The 20,664-nt window shown below is 69.0% G+C and carries 12 protein-coding genes, 1 tRNA gene and 2 pseudogenes; 4 read left to right on the top strand and 11 right to left on the bottom strand.

Annotation, left to right across the window (positions count from 1 at the left end):
* Positions 1–7 precede the first annotated feature (7 nt).
* Positions 8–922 carry a non-homologous end-joining DNA ligase gene (ligD, locus tag OG524_RS32960; RefSeq protein WP_405812218.1) on the bottom strand — a complete coding sequence of 305 codons (915 nt, stop codon included), beginning with the start codon at positions 920–922 and terminating at the stop codon, positions 8–10.
* A 62-nt stretch (positions 923–984) separates the two neighbouring features.
* Positions 985–1,866: an SDR family oxidoreductase gene (locus tag OG524_RS32955; protein ID WP_405812217.1), complete on the bottom strand. Its 882-nt coding sequence runs from the start codon at positions 1,864–1,866 to the stop codon at positions 985–987.
* A 656-nt stretch (positions 1,867–2,522) separates the two neighbouring features.
* Here OG524_RS32955 and OG524_RS32950 point away from each other — a divergent pair.
* Positions 2,523–2,660 (top strand): annotated as a pseudogene (locus tag OG524_RS32950) (site-specific integrase); the annotation flags it as partial.
* A 97-nt stretch (positions 2,661–2,757) separates the two neighbouring features.
* Here OG524_RS32950 and OG524_RS32945 read toward each other — a convergent pair.
* Positions 2,758–2,831, bottom strand: a tRNA-Pro gene (locus OG524_RS32945).
* 125 nt (positions 2,832–2,956) lie between these two features.
* Here OG524_RS32945 and OG524_RS32940 point away from each other — a divergent pair.
* Together OG524_RS32940 and OG524_RS32935 are read left to right on the top strand one after the other, a co-directional pair.
* A complete protein-coding gene (locus OG524_RS32940; protein ID WP_405812216.1) occupies positions 2,957–3,658 on the top strand; it encodes a transketolase in 702 nt (233 codons plus the stop codon).
* Positions 3,659–3,717: 59 nt separating this feature from the next.
* Positions 3,718–4,617 (top strand): transketolase family protein, encoded by a 900-nt coding sequence (locus OG524_RS32935; protein WP_405812215.1) that lies wholly within the window; start codon positions 3,718–3,720, stop codon positions 4,615–4,617.
* Between the two features lie 73 nt (positions 4,618–4,690).
* Here OG524_RS32935 and OG524_RS32930 read toward each other — a convergent pair whose 3' ends face one another.
* Positions 4,691–5,065, bottom strand: a complete 375-nt coding sequence (locus tag OG524_RS32930; protein ID WP_405812214.1) for an MmcQ/YjbR family DNA-binding protein — start codon at positions 5,063–5,065, stop codon at positions 4,691–4,693.
* Between the two features lie 200 nt (positions 5,066–5,265).
* On the opposite strand from OG524_RS32930, the gene OG524_RS32925 reads away from it, so the two are divergent.
* On the top strand, positions 5,266–8,331 hold the full coding sequence (locus OG524_RS32925; RefSeq protein ID WP_405812213.1) for a ThuA domain-containing protein: 3,066 nt from the start codon (positions 5,266–5,268) through the stop codon (positions 8,329–8,331).
* Positions 8,332–8,529: 198 nt separating this feature from the next.
* Here OG524_RS32925 and OG524_RS32920 read toward each other — a convergent pair.
* The 7 genes and pseudogenes from OG524_RS32920 to OG524_RS32890 form a co-directional block, all read right to left on the bottom strand.
* Positions 8,530–9,110: pseudogene (locus tag OG524_RS32920) on the bottom strand (GAF domain-containing protein).
* Positions 9,107–9,730: a GTP-binding protein gene (locus OG524_RS32915; RefSeq protein WP_405386788.1), complete on the bottom strand. Its 624-nt coding sequence runs from the start codon at positions 9,728–9,730 to the stop codon at positions 9,107–9,109. Before OG524_RS32915 ends, OG524_RS32920 begins: the two are co-directional and overlap by 4 nt.
* Positions 9,708–10,079 carry a DUF742 domain-containing protein gene (locus OG524_RS32910; RefSeq protein ID WP_405393022.1) on the bottom strand — a complete coding sequence of 124 codons (372 nt, stop codon included), beginning with the start codon at positions 10,077–10,079 and terminating at the stop codon, positions 9,708–9,710. The genes OG524_RS32915 and OG524_RS32910 overlap by 23 nt, the downstream gene beginning before the upstream one ends.
* A 2-nt stretch (positions 10,080–10,081) precedes the next feature.
* A complete protein-coding gene (locus OG524_RS32905; RefSeq protein ID WP_405386790.1) occupies positions 10,082–10,516 on the bottom strand; it encodes a roadblock/LC7 domain-containing protein in 435 nt (144 codons plus the stop codon).
* A gap of 7 nt (positions 10,517–10,523) precedes the next feature.
* Positions 10,524–12,446, bottom strand: a complete 1,923-nt coding sequence (locus OG524_RS32900) for a sensor histidine kinase (protein WP_405812212.1) — start codon at positions 12,444–12,446, stop codon at positions 10,524–10,526.
* 494 nt (positions 12,447–12,940) lie between these two features.
* Entirely contained in the window at positions 12,941–13,621 is a 681-nt protein-coding gene (locus OG524_RS32895) for a DUF6193 family natural product biosynthesis protein (protein ID WP_405812211.1), read from the bottom strand.
* Between the two features lie 27 nt (positions 13,622–13,648).
* Complete coding sequence (locus OG524_RS32890; protein WP_405812210.1) at positions 13,649–20,446, bottom strand: RHS repeat-associated core domain-containing protein; 6,798 nt, start codon at positions 20,444–20,446, stop codon at positions 13,649–13,651.
* Positions 20,447–20,664 lie beyond the last annotated feature (218 nt).

The raw sequence follows: 20,664 nt of genomic DNA, 5'->3' as shown, positions 1-20,664 counted from the left end.
CTGCCCGTCACTTCGCACCACCCTCGCTCTGTGCCAGTCCTCGCAGGCGCCGGTTCGCCGCAGTCACGCCGCGGCCGTGGCGCGCGAGCCCCTCCCATGGGTCCTTCTCCAGGCGGTCGCCGAGGTCAGTCACCGTCCACCGGCGGGTGGTCAGTTCGGGGTCGTCCAGTTCGTCCCAGCCCAGTGGCACGGCCACGTGCGCGCCCGGCCTTGACCGGACGCCGAACGGCGCGACCACGGTCTGGGCGTAGCCGTTGCGCGCGACATCCAGATACAGGCGCCCCTTGCGGGGCTCGGTCGTCAGCTCCTGCTCGTACCGGAAGGCCAGAGTCCGGGCCGTTGCGCGGGCGAGCGCCAGCACGTCGTCGGCGTCATCGCGCCGGTTCAGCGGTACGACGACGTGCAGCCCGCGGGAGCCTGTGGTCATCAGGCCCGAGGGAAGGTCCAGCTCCTCGAGCGGCTCGTGCAGGCGGTGCGCCGCTCGGCGTACGGGTTCGAAGTCATTAGTGGGCGGATCGAGGTCGAAGACCAGGCGGTCGGGGCGGCGCGGTTCGTCGGCGCGGCTCAGCCAGCGGTGCGGGGTGGTGCACGCCTGACCCGCGAGATAGACCAAGGTCGCCGTGTCGTCACAGACCACATGCGTGACTTCGCCGTCTTCCTTGTCGACCGTGGCACGACGGATCCAGTCGGGGAAGTAGCCGGAGACCGTCTTCTGATAGAAGCGGTCTCCGTCGATGCCGTCCGGCATCCGCTCGAGGTTCAGGGGCCTGCCGCGCAGCTCGGGCAGCATCCGTGGCGCCACACGCCGATAGTGCTCGGCGAGATCTGCCTTCGTGATGCCGGCCTGCGGGAACAACTCCTTGTCGGCCCGCTTGACGGTGACCTTGCGTCGCCCGATCCGTAGCTCGACGTCTGGACTCACGCCACCGCCTCCTCCTTCGCACCGGTGCTCTTACTGTCCCAATTCCCTGCGCCCCGAGCCGATCAAGGGAGCGGAGTGCCTCCGGTGGCGTTCATGATCTCCGCAGTGATGAAGCTCGCGTGCTCCGAAGCCAGGAACACATACGCGGGCGCCATCTCCGCGGGCTGAGCCGGCCGGCCCATCGGCGCCTGCTTGCCGAACTCCTTGGTGTCCGGCAGCGTCGCCGGGATCAGCGGCGTCCACACCGGCCCCGGAGCAACGGCGTTGACCCGGATGCCGTCCTCGACCAGCATCTGCGCGAGGCCCTGGGTGAACGTCACGATGGCGCCCTTGGTCATGGCGTAGTCGAGCAGGTGAGGGCTCGGCTTGTATGCCTGCACCGACGTGGTGTTGATGATCGATCCGCCCGAAGGAATGTGCGGCACAGCCATCTTGCACAGCCAGAACATGCCGTAGAGGTTCGTGCGCACCACCCGGTCGAACTGCTCCGTGGTGATGTCCCCGATGCCCTCAGGCTGGGACATCTGATACGCCGCGTTGTTCACCAGCACATCGATGCGCCCGAACTCCGCCACGGCCCGTTCGACGAGGCGACGGCACTGCTCCTCTTCCCCGATGTCGCACGGCACGGCCAGACCGCGGCGCCCCGCCTCCTCGACGAGGCGGGCTGTCTCCTTGGCATCCTCCGCCTCCTCGGGCAGGTACGTGAACAGCACGTCCGCGCCCTCGCGTGCGTAGGCCAGAGCGACTGCCCGCCCGATACCGGAGTCACCGCCGGTCACCACCGCTGCGCGGTTCTGCAGCAGCCCGCTCCCCCGGTAGGAGTCCTCGCCGTGGTCAGGACGGGGGTCCATCGGACCGGTCCAGCCCGGCGGCTCCTGGTCCTGCTGAGCGAACTCCGGCTGCGGGTGCTTGGTCGTCGGGTCCTGCGGGGTCTCGCCCATCAGTACTGTTCCTTCCTCGGGTCCACTGTTTCCAGCTTGCGCCGCACCTGACGGAGGCGCGAACGCCCACCGCACGCGGTGAACGAACGGCGTGGACGCATGTCTCCGCAGCATCGCGTTTCCCGTGATCCGCGGTTCCACACATGCGGGGCGAGGCATTCCACTCCGTCGATCCTCTCCATGGGCCTGTCGACACAGCCGTCAGCGGCGTTGGAGCGAGACACGGGTCCGGGAACGGGGTACCACCCTCGCAGTGGGTCCCGTCCCGATGGGCCACGGCTGTGCCGGCTTGGCCGCCAACCGGACGGCGTCTCCTTCCGCTTCCGGGAAGGCCCTGGCCTCGACGCCCGGCGAAGGACGTCGTGCCCCGCGCGGCTCCACCTGCAGACCCATGACGTGTTCGACGCGGCAAAGTTCCACGGGGAAGACTCGACTGGGCCACCGAAAGGGAGACTCCCTGTAAACGGGCCACGCAGTACGTCTCATCCGAACGAGTGGCCTCTCGGCATGTCCCGAATTCCGTCGGGATCAGTGAGCATTGTTCTCTGGGCAGCGCACCCGGGAACGCGGGAGAACCACATGAACCAGCTCCTCAACGAGCGGCAGCAGGCCGTGCTCGACTGGGTGGGTCAGGGGTGTCCCGACGGAGTCTGGCCGGATCACTGACCACCACCCAGCGCTACCTTCACCCGGATGTCCACAAGATCACGGCTGCCGGGGAGGCGCTCTCTGCTCACTTCAACGTGCTGCGCGCACCACGCTCACTGCCGAGCCCCATCGTCATGACCCGCTGACCCGGTCAAGGACGCCGGGCCCCAACTGGTCCCCAAAAATGGTCAGGGCCGGTTTCGGATTGCTCCGAAACCGGCCCTGACCTGCGACTGTCTCCAGTCGGGACGACAGGATTTGAACCTGCGACCCCTTGACCCCCAGTCAAGTGCGCTACCAAGCTGCGCCACGTCCCGATGCCCGTCTGACCTGGGGTTTCCCCTGGCTGAACGCGCATGAGAACAATACCGCACTTGGACGGGTGGTCACGAACCCGTTTCCCGCTTGACCTCAACCAAGGTTGATGTTCAACGCTGGGCTCATGACGAACACGACCGACGCGCAGCTGTACGGATACGCAGATCTGAACCGGTTGATGAGCCTGATGACGGGCGACGAGAAGCACGGGCCTGCCGCGACCTCCACCCTCGACGCCCTCTGGGTGCTGTACGACCGGGTGCTGCGGGTCACTCCCACCACCGCCGACTCCCCCGGCCGCGACCGTTTCCTGCTGTCGAAGGGGCACGGGCCCATGGCGTACTACGCCGTGCTGGCCGCACGCGGCTTCTTCGGCGAGGAGCTGCTCGCCGACTTCGGGGCGTACGAATCACCGCTCGGGCACCACCCCGACCGGCTTCTCGTGCCGGGCGCCGAGATCGGCAGCGGGTCCCTCGGGCACGGGCTCCCGCTCGCGGTGGGCAGCGCGCTGGGGCTGCGGGCGCAGGGTCTGACCGAGCCGCGCGTATGGGTGCTGACCGGGGACGCCGAGCTGGACGAGGGCAGCAACCACGAGGCCATCGCCTACGCGGGACCGGCCGGGCTGGACCAGCTGCACACCGTGGTGATCGACAACGCTTCGGCGACGTACGCCAGGCCGGGCGGCATCGCCGCCCGGTTCGAGGCCGCCGGCTGGTCGGCCCTGACGGTGGACGGCCGGGACCACGATGCACTGCACGCCGCCTTCAGCGCGCCTCACCCCGGCCGGCCGCACGCGGTGATCGCCCGCGTGGCGACCGAGCGCTGACCGCGGCCTGCGGCCCGCGACAGAACGACACCGGAACAGGACGACGGAGGACATTGCTCATGGACACCATGCGGGACCGATTCATCGCCACCACCTCACGGCTGCTGGACGAGGATCCCCGTCTCGCCCTCGTGCTCGCCGAGATCAGCCGCGACGGCTTCGACGGGGCCGCGCGGGCCCATCCCGACCGTGTGATCAACGTGGGGATCAGGGAGCAGCTGCTCATCGGCGCGGGGGCCGGCCTGGCACTGACCGGCATGCGGCCGGTTATGCACACCTTCGCGAGCTTCCTCGTGGAGCGGCCCTTCGAGCAGGTGAAGCTGGACCTGGGGCATCAGGGCGTGGGGGGTGTACTGGTCAGCGCCGGAGCTTCGTACGACTGGCCGGCCGGGGGCTTCACCCATATGTCGCCGGGCGATGTCGCCCTGCTGGACACTCTCGACGACTGGACGGTGCACGTGCCGGGCCACCCCGACGAGGCCGAGGCGCTGCTGCGGCAGGCCGTCGCGTCGGACGGCCGCGTCTACGTACGCCTCTCCCTTCAGTCGAACAGCGCGGGCCGCCCTGTCACCGGGACCGGCTTCAGCACGGTGCGCCGGGGCGCAGGCGGGGTGGTCATCGCCGTCGGGCCGATGCTGGACAACGTGCTCGCGGCGACCGGGGGCCTCGACGTGACCGTGCTGTACGCGGCCACCGTCCGCCCCTTCGACGCGGCGGGGCTGCGGCGTGCGGCCGGTGCGGGCCCGTCGGCAAACGTGGTGGTCGTCGAGCCGTATCTGGCGGGTACGTCGACGGCGGCGGCCAACGACGCGCTCGCGGACCGGCCCCACCGGGTACTGGGGCTCGGCGTGGGCCACGCCGAACTGCGCCGCTACGGGCAGATGGAGGAGCACCTCACGGCCCACGGCCTGGATGCGCCGGGCCTGCGGCAGCGGATCACCGGCTTCCTGCACCGCTGACCTTCGGCCTGCTCGGCGCCGGACACCGCGCCCCGTCCGCCGTGCCGCGGCCCCGATGCGCGCCGCCGCCCTGTCAGCCGTCCTCGGCCGGCGGCGGGCTCAGCTCGGGGTGCGCGACGGCGATTCCGCGCGGGGCGGCCTGCCGCCAGGAGTCGGTGAGGACCGCGGTCAGTTCGGCCGCGTCCTCCAGGGCGGCGATCCGCACCCGCAGCCAGGCGTAGTTGTCGTCGTGGCCCGCGCGCACGAAGAATTTCTCCGGCTCGGACACGATGAGCTCCGCCCGCTCGTCGACGGGACACTTGACGCCCATGGTGGTGTCGTCGGCGGCGAGCGAGGCGAAGATCTTCCCGCCGACCCGGAAGGTGGGCTGCCCCCAGGCGAGCTTCTCCGTCGTGTCGGGCAGGGACAGCGCGATCGCGCGGACGTCGTCGGCGGTGAGGCAGGTCATCCGCGGTCTCCGATCCGGTCGGCCCCAGGGTGCTCCGGTCGATCCGACCGTAGCGTCCGGCACCGACGGTCATCGGATGCCACAGCGGGCGCCGCCGCCCCATTGACCCCGGCGAAGCGGTGAACCTACGCTGAGCAACGCACTCCAGAAAGCGCTTTCTAACCCCCCACTGCCGGCATCACCCGCCCAGGGAGCGCCCAATGAGCAGCCGCCGCCCGTTACGCAGCAGTCCCGCGCCCCAGGTATTCCCCCCGCCTTTGATCGCGCTCATCGCAATTCTGGCGCTGATCCTCGGATCCATGCTGGCCGCCTCTCACCGGAGAGCCCATGCGGCCCCTTTTCGTGTGCTGGTGTATTCGGAATCCACGAATGCCTCCCACGGCCCTGTTCCCGCCGGAATCCGGGCGGTCAGGGAATTGGGTGCGGAGAACGGATTCGACGTCGAGGCCACGAGCAGTTCCGCGGTCTTCAACGACACCGATCTGGCACGCTTCCAGGCGGTCGTCTTCAACAACACCGAGGCCACGCCGGGTGAGGGCCGACTGCTGGAGGCCGACGAGCGTGCCGCACTGCGGTCGTACATCCGGGCGGGCGGCGGCTGGGTCGGACTGCACGCCGCGGCCGGCGACGGGAGCGACTGGGACTGGTACGCGGGCCTGACGGGCGCGGTCCTCGACCGGAGCACTCCTGTGCGGACGGGCCGGATCGACGTGCTCGACCACGCGCACCCCTCCACCAGCGGCCTTCCGGACCTCTGGGAGCGTACGGAGGAGTGGTACGACTGGCGTGCCGATCCGGCCTCCGACGTGCACACCCTCGCGCGGATCAAGGTGCGTGACGGCCTCACCGGCCTCGACGAGGGCCGGGACCACCCGTGGTCCTGGTGCCAGAACTACGACGGCGGGCGCTCCTGGTTCACCGCGGGCGGCCATGTGGCCCGGTCCTTCCGGGAGGAGGGTTTCCTCGACCATCTGCTGGGCGGTATCGAGTGGGCCGCGGGCGCGAAGCCGGGCGACTGCTCGGCCACCCGCACGGGTTCCTTCCGGCGCACGGCGCTCGCGACGGACGGTCTCGCCGATCCCGTCGACCTGGCCGTCGCCCCGGACCTCCGGGTGTTCTTCGCCGAGCGCGCGGGGAAGGTGAAGGTCGTCGACCAGCGGTCGATGAGGGTGTCCACGGCGATCGACTTCGCGTACGCGCCGGAGACGGTCGACCGGTCGGGCGGGCTGGTCGGACTCACTCTCGACCCCGCCTTCGCGCGGAACGGCCGGCTTTATGTGCTGCGTTCCGAAAAGGCCGGAAATCGACTGCTCCTCTCACGGTTCACGGTCTCCGGAAACACGGCCGAACCCGCTTCCGAGAAACGGCTTCTGACCGTTCCGGTCGGCACCGGAAAGAAGGGTTCCACGGAGGGCTCCTCCCCCGTATCCGCTTCACTCGCCTTCGACGCAAAGGGAGTTCTTCATACGGCGACGCCCGCTGCGGCGGATCTCTCGGTCGCGGACGATCCGAATGATCTGCGGGGCAAAATTCTGCGGATCGTCCCGCAGGACGACGGCACGTACACCGTGCCGGAGGGAAATCTCCACGCGCCCGGCACGGCGGGCACCCGACCGGAAATCTATGCGACGGGTCTGCGTCATCCGTACCGCATCGCGGCGGACCCGCGCAGCGGCGCACTGCTGGTCGCGGACCAGGGCCCCGAGGGCACCGTCGGGTATCTGCGGATCACCGAGGCGGGCGTGGTCGGCAGGCGGTACTGCGCCGACGGCGCCACCACACGGCGCACGGGCCCGGCCCTCGACTGCGCGGCACCCGTCGGCGGCCCGCCCCGCGCCACGAGGGCCGTCACGACCGCCCCGGTGACTGACGCACCGCTGAGCGGATCCGTCTACGACCACGACCCTGCGGTGTCCGAACGCACCGCATTCCCGGCGTACTTCGACGGGAAGTGGCTGTCCTACGACCCGGTGGGACGGCGGTTCACCACGCTCTCCTTCACACGGGCGGACCAGACGTTCACGGATCCCCGCTTCGACCCGGTGGACGCCGGTGCCCTCCAGTCCGTCGACGGCGCGTTCGAGGACATGGAGTGGCACCGGCCGACCGCCGCCCGCTTCGGTCCGGACGGCTCGTTGTACGTCGTCGACCACGGGCTCGACGGCGGCACGGGCCCCGCCGGGGGCAACGAGGGCGCCGGCGTCCACCGGATCGACTACGCCGGTGACGGCGGGCTGCCCGAGGCGACGATCACCGCCGACCGGGACAACGGGTCCGCCCCGCTGACCGTCGCCTTCGACTCCGCGGGCTCCGGGCTCCACGGGAAGCCCCCGGTGACGTACGCCTGGGACTTCGACGGTGACGGCACCACCGACTCGACGGCGGCGAATCCGTCGCACACCTATCGCGGGGAGGGCAGGTTCACCGCACGGCTCACGGTGACCGGGCCCGGAGGGACGACGGCCCTCGCCGGACAGGAGATCACCGTCGGCAACAGCCGGCCCGAGCTGACGCTCCGACAGCAGCACGGAGGCGGCCTGTTCACCTTCGGTGACACGCTGGCGTTCACCGTGGCCGTGACGGACAGGGACGGCGGTGAGCCAGAACCGGTCGACTGCTCCCGGGTCGTCGTGCGGTCGCGGCTGGGCACCGGTACTCCGCTGCGTCCTGTGGCCCGTCCTCCGGGGTGCCGGGGCGAGATCGTCACGGCTGCCGGGGACCGTCACGGCCGGGACCCCGATCTCCCGTACACGCTCACGGCCCGGTACACGGACAGGGGTGCCCCGGCGCTCACCGGTTCCGCGTCACTGACGCTGCGCACCGCGTTCCGGGAGGCGGAGCACTTCGCGGCGACCGGGGGTGCCCACGGCGGAGCCGTGGCGGCCGGCCGTACGAACGCCTCGGGAGGCAGGACGCTCACGGAGATCGAGGACGGCGACTGGATCGCCTTCGATCCCGTACACCTCGGGAACGTCGACTCGGTCATGGTCGGCGCGATCGCCTGCGGGATCGGCGGGACGATCGACTTCAGGGCCGGTTCACCGACCGGCAGGCTGCTCGGTTCGGTGTCCGTCGCGGGTACCGGCTCCCGGGGCGCGATCGTGTCGCCGACGACCGCGCTCGAGGACCCGGGGGCCGGGGTGAGGCTGTACGTGGTGTTCACCAACGCCGGGTGGAGCAGCGAGAGGTCCGACCTGTTCACGGTCGACTGGCTGCACTTCCGCGGACCGGGCAACGGGAGGAAGCCGTCCGCCGCGCGCCCCTGACATCAGCGCACGGCGAGGCGCACCGGGCGAGGGTCGCGCCCTGGTCGGGACGTCTCCGCGTACTCGGCCGTGAACACCACGTCGGGCTACCCGCCCACGACCGCGAGGTCCGGCATCGGGTTGGACCCTGCTCACCGCACAACTGGGTTTGCCGGGCGGCGCGTTCACGCAGTCCTGAACGGCGGCGGCGCCGTATTCTCAGCCGTGGGGCCGCTCCCTGCGGTCGATCTGCCCGACGAGTTCGCCCGCCAGCAGCTTGATGGTGTCCAGCCCCGCCCGTCCCCAGGCGCGCGGCACGGTGTCCACGGCGCAGACCGTACCGAGCGCGATGCCGGTGCGGTCGATGAGCGGGGCGCCGAGGTAGGAACGGATGCCTATGCGACGACGGGGTTCCCCGCGAACCGCGGGTAGTCGCAGACATCCTCCAGCACGAGGGCCTTGCGTCGTACGAGCACGTGCGGGCAGTAGCCGTGGTCCCGGGCCAGGTGGCGGATGCCACGGCAGCTGCCACCCGCGGCGGCAGCCCCGAGGTCGAACCCTCTCCGGGTACCGGCCGGGGTGTGCAGTCCGGCGAAGAACTGCCGGTTCCCGTCGATGAAGTTGACCATCGAGAACGGCGTCGCCGTCACTTCGGCCACCCTGTCGGCGAAGGCGTCGAAGCTGTCGAACGAGGCGTCGGCACGCTCTCCCAGGCCGAGTCTGCGCAGCCGCGCGCCCCGGACGGAGCCGTCCGGGTCGACGGGGGTGAGCAGCGGCCGGCCGGTCCCGTAAGGGATCACGGATGGGCTCCGAAGACGGACAGCGGTGCCGGTGCCGTGGCGTTGATGAGGTGCTGGACGAGGGTGACCAGCGCGCCGGTGCCGGAGCTCGCGATCCGGGCGTCGCAGAGCACGACCGGCACCTGAGGTCCCAGGTCGAGTGCCCCCCGCACCTCGTCGGGCTCGTAGCGGTAGGCACCGTCGAACTCGTTGACCGCGACGATGAATCCGATGCCGCGCCGCTCGAAGTAGTCGACGGCGGCGAAGCACTCCGCGAGCCTGCGGGTGTCGGCGATCACGACCGCCCCCAGCGCCCCCTTGGACAACTCGTCCCACATGAACCAGAACCGCTCCTGCCCGGGGGTGCCGAAGAGGTAGAGCACGTGCTGCTCGGAGAGCGTGATCCGGCCGAAGTCCATGGCCACGGTGGTCGCCGTCTTGGACTCGATGCCGTCGAGGCTGTCGGTGGCGACGCTCACCTGGGTCAGGAGTTCCTCGGTGCTCAGCGGGGCGATCTCGCTGACGGCTCCCACGAACGTCGTTTTGCCGACGCCGAATCCGCCCGCGACCAGGACCTTGAGGGCCACGGGAAAGTATTCGGAGCGGCCGGTGCTGCTGTCAGAGCTGTCGTCGTAGACCATCGAGCACTGCCTCCAGCAGGGATCGGTCGGTGGGCATGTCGTGGAAGGCCGGGGCGTGGGCGGTGACCGCGCCGCAGTCGACGAGGTCCGACAGGAGGACCTTGGTGACGACCGCGGGCAGCCGGAGGTGCGCGGCGATCTCGGCCACGGACGTGGGGCCGTCGCACAGCTCCAGCGCCACGCTGTGTTCGGGCCCCAGATGGACCTGGGGCTCGCTCCCCGTGGCCATCACCAGGGAGAGCAGGTCCAGCACGGTGGTCGGCCTCGTCCGGCCGTTGCTCACCGTGTACGGGCGGATGAGCCGACCGGCCGCGTCGTCGAGCAACGGCCCGTCCAGCGGGACCGACACCCTCACGCCCCCGGAGTGAAGGGCGTTCCGGCCGTCTGCCGGAGCGGCGTCATCAGGTACGTGCGGACACTCTTGACCAGCATGGCCATCTCGTACCCCAGTACGGCGGCATCCGCCTCGCGGCCGGAGAGGACGGCGAGGCAGGTCCCGGATCCGGCGGTCGAGACGAACAGCAACGTCGAGTCGAGCTCGACCACGACCTGTCGCACGTCCCCGTTGTCACCGAACCGGGCACCGGCACTGCGGCCCAGGGAGTACAGCCCGGCGGCCAGGGCCGCCATGTGGTCGGCACTGTCGGCATCCATGCCATGAACGGATTTCACCAGGCCGTCGGCCGAGAGCAGGACCGCGCTGCGCGTGTAGGGGACGCGCTGGACCAGCCCGCCCAACAGCCAGTCGAGGTCCGATCCCTGACCGGACGGCATATCGCTCGTCATGGTGTATCTACTCCTTGAAGGTGTTCTCGGTTCGTGGATCCGGTACGGGCGACTGCGCTCCGGGGAAACCCGGTTCGAGCAGCTCCGCACCGGCTGTCGCGGTGGTCGGGGTGGCGGTCGGACCGCGGACCGGCAGCGGGGCGAGCCTGTGCGTCCGCTGCGCTCCGACGGCGGCCACGGGACCGGACATCGCGCCGTACACGCCTTCGGGTTCCGTCTCCTCGGCCGACCGGGCATCGGCGAGATCGACCCCCCGGCGGAAGGCGGCCATCAGCCCGGGATCGTGCAGGACGTTCTCGTCCTCGGCACGCGGGACGGGTGCTTCCCTGAGCTGCGGGACCAGATGTTCCTGGTTGCTGCGCCTGGGAAGTTGCGGACGGCCCGGTGCACCGGTCGCCGCGGCCGTACCGAGGCCCTCTCCGGCGGGCGTCCCACCGTACTCCTCGCCGGGCCGGACGCCGGGTGGCGTCGCGGCGGCATTCGGCCGGTCGACCCGCTCGGCGCGCAGGGGCAGCGGCGGTCCGTCGCCCCGGCGGCTCTGCTGGGGCGGCTGGTCCAGGCGCAGGGGTGGCTGCGTGGCCTGCACCTGCGGGGACGGTGTGGCCTGTGCCGGTGGGGCGTCCTCCTGCGTGGGGGGACGGTGTACGGCTCCGGGCGGCGGGACGGGCGCGACGTCCGGGGCGGCGTCGGCGTCCGCGTCGATCCCGAGGAGTACCTGCGGCAGGACGAGTACGGCCTGCGTGCCTCCGTAGATGTTGCTCTGCAGCCGTACGGCGATGCCGTGCCGGCGGGCCAGGGACGCGACGACGAACAGTCCGATCCGGCCGTCCTGGAGTAGGTGCCCGACGTTGACCTGGTCCGGGTCGGCGAGCAGTGCGTTCATCCGCTTCTGCTCGGCGTCCGGCATGCCGAGCCCGCGGTCCTCGACCTCCAGGGCCAGCCCCGCGGTGACGCGCTGGGCCCGCAGCAGGACCTGGGTGTGCGGGGCGGAGAACACGGTGGCGTTCTCGACGAGTTCGGCGAGCAGGTGGATCACGTCGGCTACGGCGTGCCCACGCAGGGTGCCGTCGATCGGCGGCACCAGCTTGACCCGTGGGTACTGCTCGACCTCCGCGATGGCCGACCGCAGCACCTCGGTCGTGGTCACCGGGTTGCTCCACTGCCGCCGGGAGACGGCCCCGCCGAGCACGGCGAGGTTCTCGGCGTGCCTGCGGATGCGGGTGGCGAGGTGGTCGACGTGGAAGAGGCCCTTGAGCAGGTCGGGGTCCTCGACCTCGTGCTCCAGTTCGTCGAGGATCTGGATCTCCCGGTGCACGAGGGACTGCAGCCGCCGTGCCAGGTTGACGAAGACCTCGACCTTCTGTTCGTTGCCGGTGCTCCTGAACATCCGGGACGCCTGGACGACGGCCGCCACGGCCCCGTCCTGGGCACGGCCCATCTCCAGGGCGAGCAGGTCGAAGGCATCCGCGTCGGGGCCGGCGGGCCGGGCGGCCCGCGGCTCCGGCACGGGTTCCCCGCCCCGGAGCTGTTCCACGATCCGCTGCAGCTCGGCGTGGTGCCGCGCGCTGGTGCGCCGGAGCACGAGACACCGGTCGACGACTCCGGCTGCGACACGGTTGGCGCCGAGGAAGGCCGCGGCCACGGCCGCGACGGCCAGCGCGCCGGAACCACCGAGCGCCGCCAGGAGGCTGCCGGAAGGCCAAACGCCCGAGGACCGGATGGTGAAGATGACGGCCGCGGCACCACTCAGCACCGCGGCGACGGCGGGCAGCACGGCGGTGCGCAGCAGCTGTGGTCGCATACGGGCGTCGGGGGCGGGCTGCACGGCACGCGGCCGGCCGCCCGTCGAATGCGAACGGCCACCCGGACGGCCGTGCCGTCCGCCCTCGCGGCGTTCGGGTCGCGCGGTGGGTGCGCGAAGTTGAGACATCATCGTCCTCGGTACGTGGGGCACCAGGAATCGGCATTCATGTGGTGACACCTACGGTGGTCGGGCAGGCCTGGGTCAACGGCTGGACAGGCTCGACAGACATGAGCCCACCGTTGATCACCGGCAACACACGGTAGTCGCGTATGGCCCGAGCCCGCCGCGCAGTTGTCGAACTTGCCCACCATGCGTCCCGCTCTGGGATGAAGGCTCGCACGGGTGGCCGAATAAGCCGCTAGTCACAGTCGACGGGGCAATCGACGATCGAACACAGAACGAACTCAGCTACGAAGTGACGCTCCGGTGGTTCCGGCCGCCTCACGTCGACATCGCGACCCGGGCCACAGGAGTAGAGCACTGCTCGCCCCGTGCGGGTCCGGCCGGCCTTCCCACCAGAGCGTGGAGTCGTTCTCGTTGCCGCCCCCTCCGAACATCAGGATGCCCCGCCGGAAATGAGATCCGGCGGGGCATCCTGTCAACCCGAGCGACTGCTTGATTCAGGAACCGCTCAGGGACTCGGCAGCCTCTACAAGAGCTTCCTGCAAGGAACCCAGGAACTTCGCGCGAGAAGCTGCGGTGTCCTCCACACAGTAGGATCCGTCAGCGAGTCGGCCGATGTGAATTTCTCGGGCACCCTGCGCACCGAAACGGTCAGTGCTCAGGCGGAGCGTTCCGTGACTCAGCTTGGGAAAGAGCCCTCGCAGACGACCGTCCGCGTACACGGAATCGATCAATTGCCGCTCCGCAGCACCGAATTCCTCTGCTTGTCGCAGCGAATCCCACTGAGCAGCGATCGGATCCCCAACATCCAGTGACCTGGCCAACCGCCCCAAGGTCATGAAGGGGAATCTCTCGGCGAACGCGTCCACCGCAATACCGGCTTGCCAATCCGCCACCGCCGCAACGAGACTGCCAAGATCTTCGATACCGCCTTCGGCCCAGGTGATACCCGGCTGATGGATACCCAAGTAGAAACTGCGGCTCCTTCCGAGGGAGACAGAAATTTTCCCCCTGCTCGAATTCACCTCCGCAGTGGCGAAAAGCCCCGGCCCAGAAGCGTACTGACTGGTCACGCCGCCCAAGTCCAGTCGCGCCCTCCGGGCAACAGTCTCCATGGCCGAAACGAGGCCACCCATGGAGACGATGTCCGGGTAGATCTCATTGTCGACGCCTTCCATGATCACACCCCCTCTTCCACCGTCGCGCTAGCACTTACAGAATTTCTGCGCATCCGATGAAAACGGGCGAAGTCTGCCGAAGGTCGACCAGTCGGGTTCGGGCACGTCAAAACTTTCCAACCCTTCCTTCCCGGGCCGGTAGAACTTGACCGACAACCACGAGCGTTCCCCATTGGCAACGGATCTGGCAATCCAGCCCATCTCGGTGTCGGTGGCGTGGGCTCCCGCCTTGAGCCCGTCCCGGGCCGAGTCGGTGAATGTCCCCACTCCCTTCATATTCACGTGCAGCCGGACCGATGGGTCCCTGATGGCGTTCTCCACGGGGCCCTGCCACTCATCCTTTCCGTATTCCTCGAAGTGCTTGAATCCCTCGTCCTTCGCCCATTTGTAGGTTCCTTCCAGCTTCTGCCCCAACGCCACATCGCAATTGTGAACGAGAAGGGGCGTAGCCCCCGCAAGCACATAATACGAGTGAATCCCCGTCACCGTCAGGTCGTGGGTGCGCTGGCGCTTGTCGAAGTGACGCGTGCCCGTGACCTCGACCGTCTCACCGGTGGGGGTACGCAGGGTCATGCCGGGGCGCAGGTCGCCCGCCTTGATCCATTCGCCTTCGGACACCGCCCAGAACGGATGTGTCGTGGTGGCAATGAGCGCCTCGGCAGTGCCGGAGGCCCCTTCGACGGTCAGGTCGACGAAATGCTTGTCGTCCTCCGTCACGATCGTGCCCGCGACTTCGCGCACCGTCGTCTCACCGGTAACCGGATCCGTGACGGTTACCTGGTCACCGAGCTCGACGTCCTCGATCGATTTCGTCGTACCGTCTGCCAGAAGGACCGACGTCCCGGGGAGGAAGCTATGGCACTCAGGTTCCTTCTTCTTGAGTGCTGCCGCCGCCTTCTTCCGGGCGGCGGCCAGTGCGTCCTTCGCGTTCGCCAGCCCGGTCTTCGCCTTACCGACGGCCTTGCTGGCGTTCCAGAGGTCCTTCACGCCCCCGACGAGGTCGCCCACCAGACCAACCACGCGCTTGGCCAGCCTGGCCCCCTTGGCCCAGTTCCACGGCGCACCATATTTGGCGAGGATCTTGCCTGCGAGTCCGCCGGCGAAGCTACCCGCGATGTTGAGCAGCGTCTCGCCGCAGGCGCCCATGTCACCACTGGAGACGCAGTCGAGCGCTGCGTCGATGCCCAGGATGTCCCGGGCGATCTTGACGAGGGCCTTGGCCGAGGACTTGATCCGCTGCTTGGCAGCGGACTGCTGCCCCTGGGCCCCGGCAAGGGCGTTGGAGGCTTGGTCGACCTGCTTTTCCTCGTTGAACGTCGAGCCGGGCTTGCTGACGGGAAGTCCGCCCTGGCACTCGATCAGCCCTTGCATACACTCCGGGATGGCCATGCCGCTCGGGTCGGCATGGGTTACGGGAGAGTTGTTGGCATAGGCGTAGCCGTTGATCTGCTGTGGCTGGGTGTGATCAATGATCGGGTCGACGGAGATGAACTTGCCCAGGACCGCGTCGTATTCGCGGGCCCCCAGGTGGGTCAGGCCGGTCGAGCTGTCGATCGTGCCGCCGACGAAGCCCTTCTCACCAGGCCAGGTACCGCTCGCCTCGCCGCGCTCGACACCAAAGGGATCGAAGCGACGCTGCGACAGAGCCCCGGTGACCGAGTCGACGGCGAGTTCGCCCGTGCCATGGTGGTCGGAAGCGAGGAACGACACCTTGTTGTCGTTCGTACGCACCGCAACCATCTGGTCGGCATGGGAGTAATACCGGGTGGCTTCCTTCTTCGTCCCATCGGCTGAGAGCTTCAGCTCCATGCCGGGCAGATACACCGTCGTGCCCGAGGAGTCCTTACGCTGAACCCTGTTGCCGCTGCCGTCGTAGAGGTAGGTGGTCTGGGAACCGTCCGCCTCTGTGGCCTTGTCGAGCCTGCCGGTGTCACTCCAAGCCAGGACTTGGGCGTCGCCACCGATGGTGCGTTTGGTGGTGTTTCCTGTGTCGTCGTACTCGTAGGTGGACTGCCGGTCACCCGACGGGGTGCTTTCGACGACCTTCGTCACCTGGTGCGGACCGTCACCGAGAGCTCCGGCACCGCCATAGGTGTAGCTGCGCGTAATGTTCTTGGTCGTGTCGAGCCCTGTGTCGTGCACCGTGTCGGACGTCCGGTTGCCGATGGCATCCGTGACGTACGACTTCCAGTACGGAGACGGGCCCCCCAGGGGACTGGCACCCGGAGCAGCCTGGCATGCCTTCGGCCCAGAGCCCTCCACCGGTGCCACTGACCCGGTGGTGCCATTGCCTCCGGCGTCCGCCACGGTCGATGCCGGGCTCCATGCCTCGGCCAGACGCTGTCGCGCGTCGTAGGCGAAGCACTGGACATCAGACTTGGCCGAGTTCGCCGTGTCCGAGATGGAAAGGACGTTCCCTGCCTGGTCGTAGGAGTAGTTGGACTCCTTGGCCGGAGCCGACGCCCCGTAGACATCGACCACCGAACGGGTGAGCCGGTCCGTTCCGGTCTCGTAGTCGAAGGTCTCCCAGACCTTCTTCCCGGTGCCGGTGGACAGTTCCAGCTGCTGAAGATGGCTGTTGTCGGAGTAGATGGTGTTGGTGACGTACGACGTCAAGCCGGTCAGTGTCGTCGGACGCTGCAGGGAGTCGTAGCCGTTGACCAGAACCTCGGCGGGCAGATCACCCGCTGCAGGCATTCCGCTCGACTGCAGACTGCCGTCGCGGTTGTACTCCGACGTGAAGGTGTACGTGCCGGCGAGTGCTCCCTGGGAGGCGGGGACCACGTAGTTCGTCTTCAGCGGACGGTAGAAGTCGTCCATCGTCTGAATGACGGCGCCGAAGGACTCCGTCGGAGAGATGTAGCTGATGCTGGCCCACACCTGGCCCAGCAGGCCTGCCTTGTCGTACCGCGTCTCCGAAAGCCTGGTCCCCGTGGTCGGCTCGCCCTGCCATGTGGACAGGGTGCGGCCGAGCTTGTCGTAGACCGTGGAGACCTTCTTGCCCCGGCCGTCCGTGGCAGAAAATGGACGGTCCAGCGCGTCGTACTCCGTGGTGGACGCGCCCGCGTCCGGGTCGATGCTCTTCGCCTTGCGGCCCAGCCGGTCGTACTCGTAACGCCACACGTTGCCCTTGGCGTCCGTGACCGTCTCGAGCTCGTTCTTCGGGGTGTAGGTGTACTTGGTGACGTCGTAGCCGGACAGCGGGTTCGGGGAGTCGCTCCGGTAGTGCCAGATCTCCTTCGTGTTGCCCGCGAAGTCCGTGACGGTCGTCGTGGGTACGCCGCCCTTGGGCGGGTCGACCGTCGTGCGCTCACCGTCGTACGTGTTGGTCGTGCGCCACTGCTCGACGCCGGAGACCGCCATGACCTGCGCGGTGGCGCGGCCCAGGCCGTCGTACTCCATCAGGCTCTGCTGACCGACCTCGCCGTTGTGGACGATCAGCAGCTCGTCCGATGCGGCTCCGGCAGCGTTGTACGTGGCGTTGGTCTTCTTGACCTTGCCGGTGCCGTCATAGAAGGAGTCGGCGACCATGCGCGTGCCGCCCGGGCCCTCCGTCTGGAGCTGCCGCGGTCGCAGCAGGCCGTCGTACAGCTGGTACTCCGCGCCGTACGAACCGTCGTTCTCGATCTTCTCCGTCTTGATCGCGACGACCTTGTCGCGGCGGACGTTGTAGGAGTACTTGATGCTCGGGGTCTGGGTCTGCGCGCGGTCCGGGAGCCAGACCGAGGTCAGGCGGCCCAGTCCGTCGTAGGCCAGGTCGGTGCGCTTGCCGTTCGGGTCGGTCTGGCCGGCCGACATGCCCCAGGCGGGAGCGAAGTCGGTGGTCGTGACGTGGCCGAGCGCATTGGTGTTCCTGGTCTGTGAGATGAGGCCGTTGACCTCCGTGTACGCAGTCTTCGTCTCCGCCAGGCTCGCGTCCTTCTGCGACAGCGGGCGGCCGAAGGCGTCGTAGGTCGTCGTGCCGGTGACCTGGTACGTACCGGTGGTGCCGTTGTGCGAGGTCAGACGCTCGGTCGTCGTCGCGTCGCCCTTGGTCGGTGCCGCTCCGAAGGCCTTGCTGTCGTAGGAGGTGCGCTCGTCGGCGTGAACCTGTGTCTTGCGGTCCGGGGTGACGGAGCACTTCACGCCCACGGCCTCGCTGCGCGAGGGCAGGGTGAGGATGTTGGCGGCCGTGTTGTCGGCGTACCAGGTGCGGGTGCAGGTGTCATCGACCGCCGTGGACACGTCGCCCTGGTCCTCGACCTCCAGTACGCGGCCCGTGCCGTTCTCGGTGTCGTACTTGATCGTGCTCCTGGTCGCGCGCCAGGTTCCGTCGGACAGCAGGCTGTAGCCGCGTTCCGTGTCGGACCGGACGAGCATCGAGTGCGATGTGCCCCAGTCGCGGGTCTGGGTCGCCGTGTAGTGCTTCCACGGCTCGCTGATCACCTTGGAGACGAGCTTCGTCCCGTCGTAGGTGTGTGCCTCCAGTTCGTGACCGGTGAATTCCTCGGCGTCCGTGTACTCGACACCCGTGGAGTCCTTGACCTTCACCGAACGGGTTCCGCCGTCCGGGTCCTTGTCGCCGTCCATGCCCTGCAGATACGTGTAGTCGATCCGCGAGGTCTGGTTGTCGGCGCTGCCGCTGGTGACCTTGACCTTGCTGTAGCCCTGCCAGCCGCCCCACGTGAGGTACTTGTCCTCCGTGATGCCGTCCGGCTTCGCCTTACGCCAGGCCGCGTCGCCCTGGTAGTCGTAGCGGGTGACGAGGCTGTCGCCGCCGCCCGTGCGGTCGGTCTCGACGATCTCGGCGACGACGTACTTGTGGAACCAGTCCGTGATCGGTTCGACGGTGCCGGGCGGGGCCCACTTCACCGGGTAGCAGCGCTTGGTCGACTCGCCGGGCTTGGGCAGGGCGGCCTTGGTGCAGTCGGTGGCCGCGTAGTTGACGTCCAGCTGGGCGCCCGTCTCGCTGAGGACGGCCGCGAGCCGGAAGCGGTGGAAGGGGGCGATGTTGTCGCCGACGGCGTCGACGCGGTTGACGAGCTGTTCGCCGTAGAGTTCGAGCGTCGGCAGCTTCGCCGCCGTGCCGACCCGGCCCTCGTGGTCGATCTTCGACAGCCAGAGGGTCTTGGAGTCGTCACCGTTGTCGGTGAACAGGTGGGTGAAGGTCCACGCGTCCACGTCCTGGTACTCGGTGGCGCTCTTGCGCATCTGGGTGGTGATGCCGGTCAGGCGCTTCGTGGTCCAGAACGTCTGGCCCACGGTGCACTCGGTGGCTGCCTTGCACTCCTGGTCGACGGGGGTGTCCGGCCAGTGCGCGGCGTTCGCCTTGGTCCGCTTGGATTCGGCGCAGTCGAAGTCGGCGGTGGGCAGGCAGCGTTCGGCCACGTCGAACACGACACGGGCGGGTGCCTTGGCCGCGTAGGCCTGGCCGTCGCGCTGGCCGTAGTCGACCCGCTCGAGGTAGCCGCCGCGGTGGTACGCGGTGCCGTTGACGTCCGTCTTGCCGTTGAGGGCGTAGTAGTTCGTCTCGGGAGCGTAGAAGTAGGACATCACGTTGCCGTGGGTGTCCTTGACGTGGTCCAGGCTCCAGCGCCAGGCCTGCTTGCAGTGGGCGCTGGTGAACGTGGCGTTGTAGCAGGGCTCGCCGGAGTCGTCGCCGAAGACGGGCACGGTCCAGGTGGAGTCCGTGGTCTCATTGCCGTCGGTCCAGCCCGGGAGGCGGTTCAGTCCGAACCAGTACTCCGTGCCGTCGGCGGTGGTGACCTTCCAGTGCTCGCCGTCGTTGTCGCCGTTCGTCGCCCCGGTCAGCTTCTCGACCTTGGTGCCGTCGTCGGACGAGAACTTCCAGTCGCCGGTCTCGTCGTCCTTGATGAGTTCGGACGAACTGCCGTTGAGCATGATCGTGGCGTTGTCGAAGGCCCAGCACTGCTCGGCCGACGTGGAGTGCCCGTCGTCGGAGCACGGCTTGTAGCGGCGTTCGATGTACCCGGGGTCGTACGAGAAGCCCTCGCCGACCCAGGAACCCTGGTTGTTGGTCACCGAGGTGCGGCCGTCGGCGGACTGCGAGGAGTAGCCGAGCCCGACACTGGGCGACTGTCCGCCCGGCGTCGGAACGGTACGCAGCGGGTAGCTCCAGCTGAAGCCACCGGACGAGTTGGCGACGCTCCAGCTCGCGGACGGGGCGAGCGCGGTCGCCTTGTAGCTGCCCTGGGCGGAGGACGGGCCCGCGGCGAGGGCGACAAGCGGTGCCGCGCTCGGAGCGGCCTTCGCCGTCACGGCGGAGGCGGGTGCCGCGGTGGCCTGGACGTCGGCCGAGACGGTGCGGTCCTCGGTGTCGTTCACCGTGGTGAGGGGCTTGGCCTGCTCCGGGCAGGCCTTGCTGCCGGGGGCCGCGACGGCCGCGCAGGCGGGGAGCTGGACGAGCTGCAGGCGGGCCCCGTAGTCGCCGCCGTACGCGTCGGCGAACTTCGAGTAGTCCACGGAGAGGCGGACCTTCGCGGCCTTCGCCCCCGCGTCCGTGCGCTCGACGCGCATCAGGGCGCCGGCGCCGATGGCCGCTGCCCGCTTCGCGGGCAGTACGGCGACCTCGACCTCGGCGGGACCGGCGGACGGGACGGACTTCTCGGACGCCTTCGCGCCCTTGGACGTCTTCGTCGTCCTGGGCGTGACCGCGGTGACCGCGACGGGCAGCCCGCCGACGGTCTCCGCTACGGGGGACGTGGCGGCCACGGAGACCTTCGCGCTGCCGCCGGCCGGCCAGACGGCCTTGTCCAGCAGCTTGACGGCGGCCTTCTTAGCCTCGTCCGCCGGACGCTTCTTCGCCTGGGCGTCCTTACCCTCCACGGGATCACCGAAGTCCTGGACACCAGGTCTTCCGCGTCCCTCCTGCCCCGGTGCCGACGGCACGGCCTGGACGGTGCTGCCGGTTAGGGCAAGGGTGATACCCAGGGCGGTCGCCATGAGCAACCGCCCGGGTAGGCGCCGGTTCAACAACCGGCCTCTGAATGCCATCACGTGTCTCCGCACGTTGTGAGGGATGGGACTGAAGCGGGCGGATGTGC

Origin of the sequence: Streptomyces sp. NBC_01520 (assembly GCF_045040375.1) — a bacterium.
Classification (GTDB): Bacteria; Actinomycetota; Actinomycetes; order Streptomycetales; family Streptomycetaceae; genus Streptomyces.
This window is presented reverse-complemented; position numbering and strand designations above follow the sequence as displayed.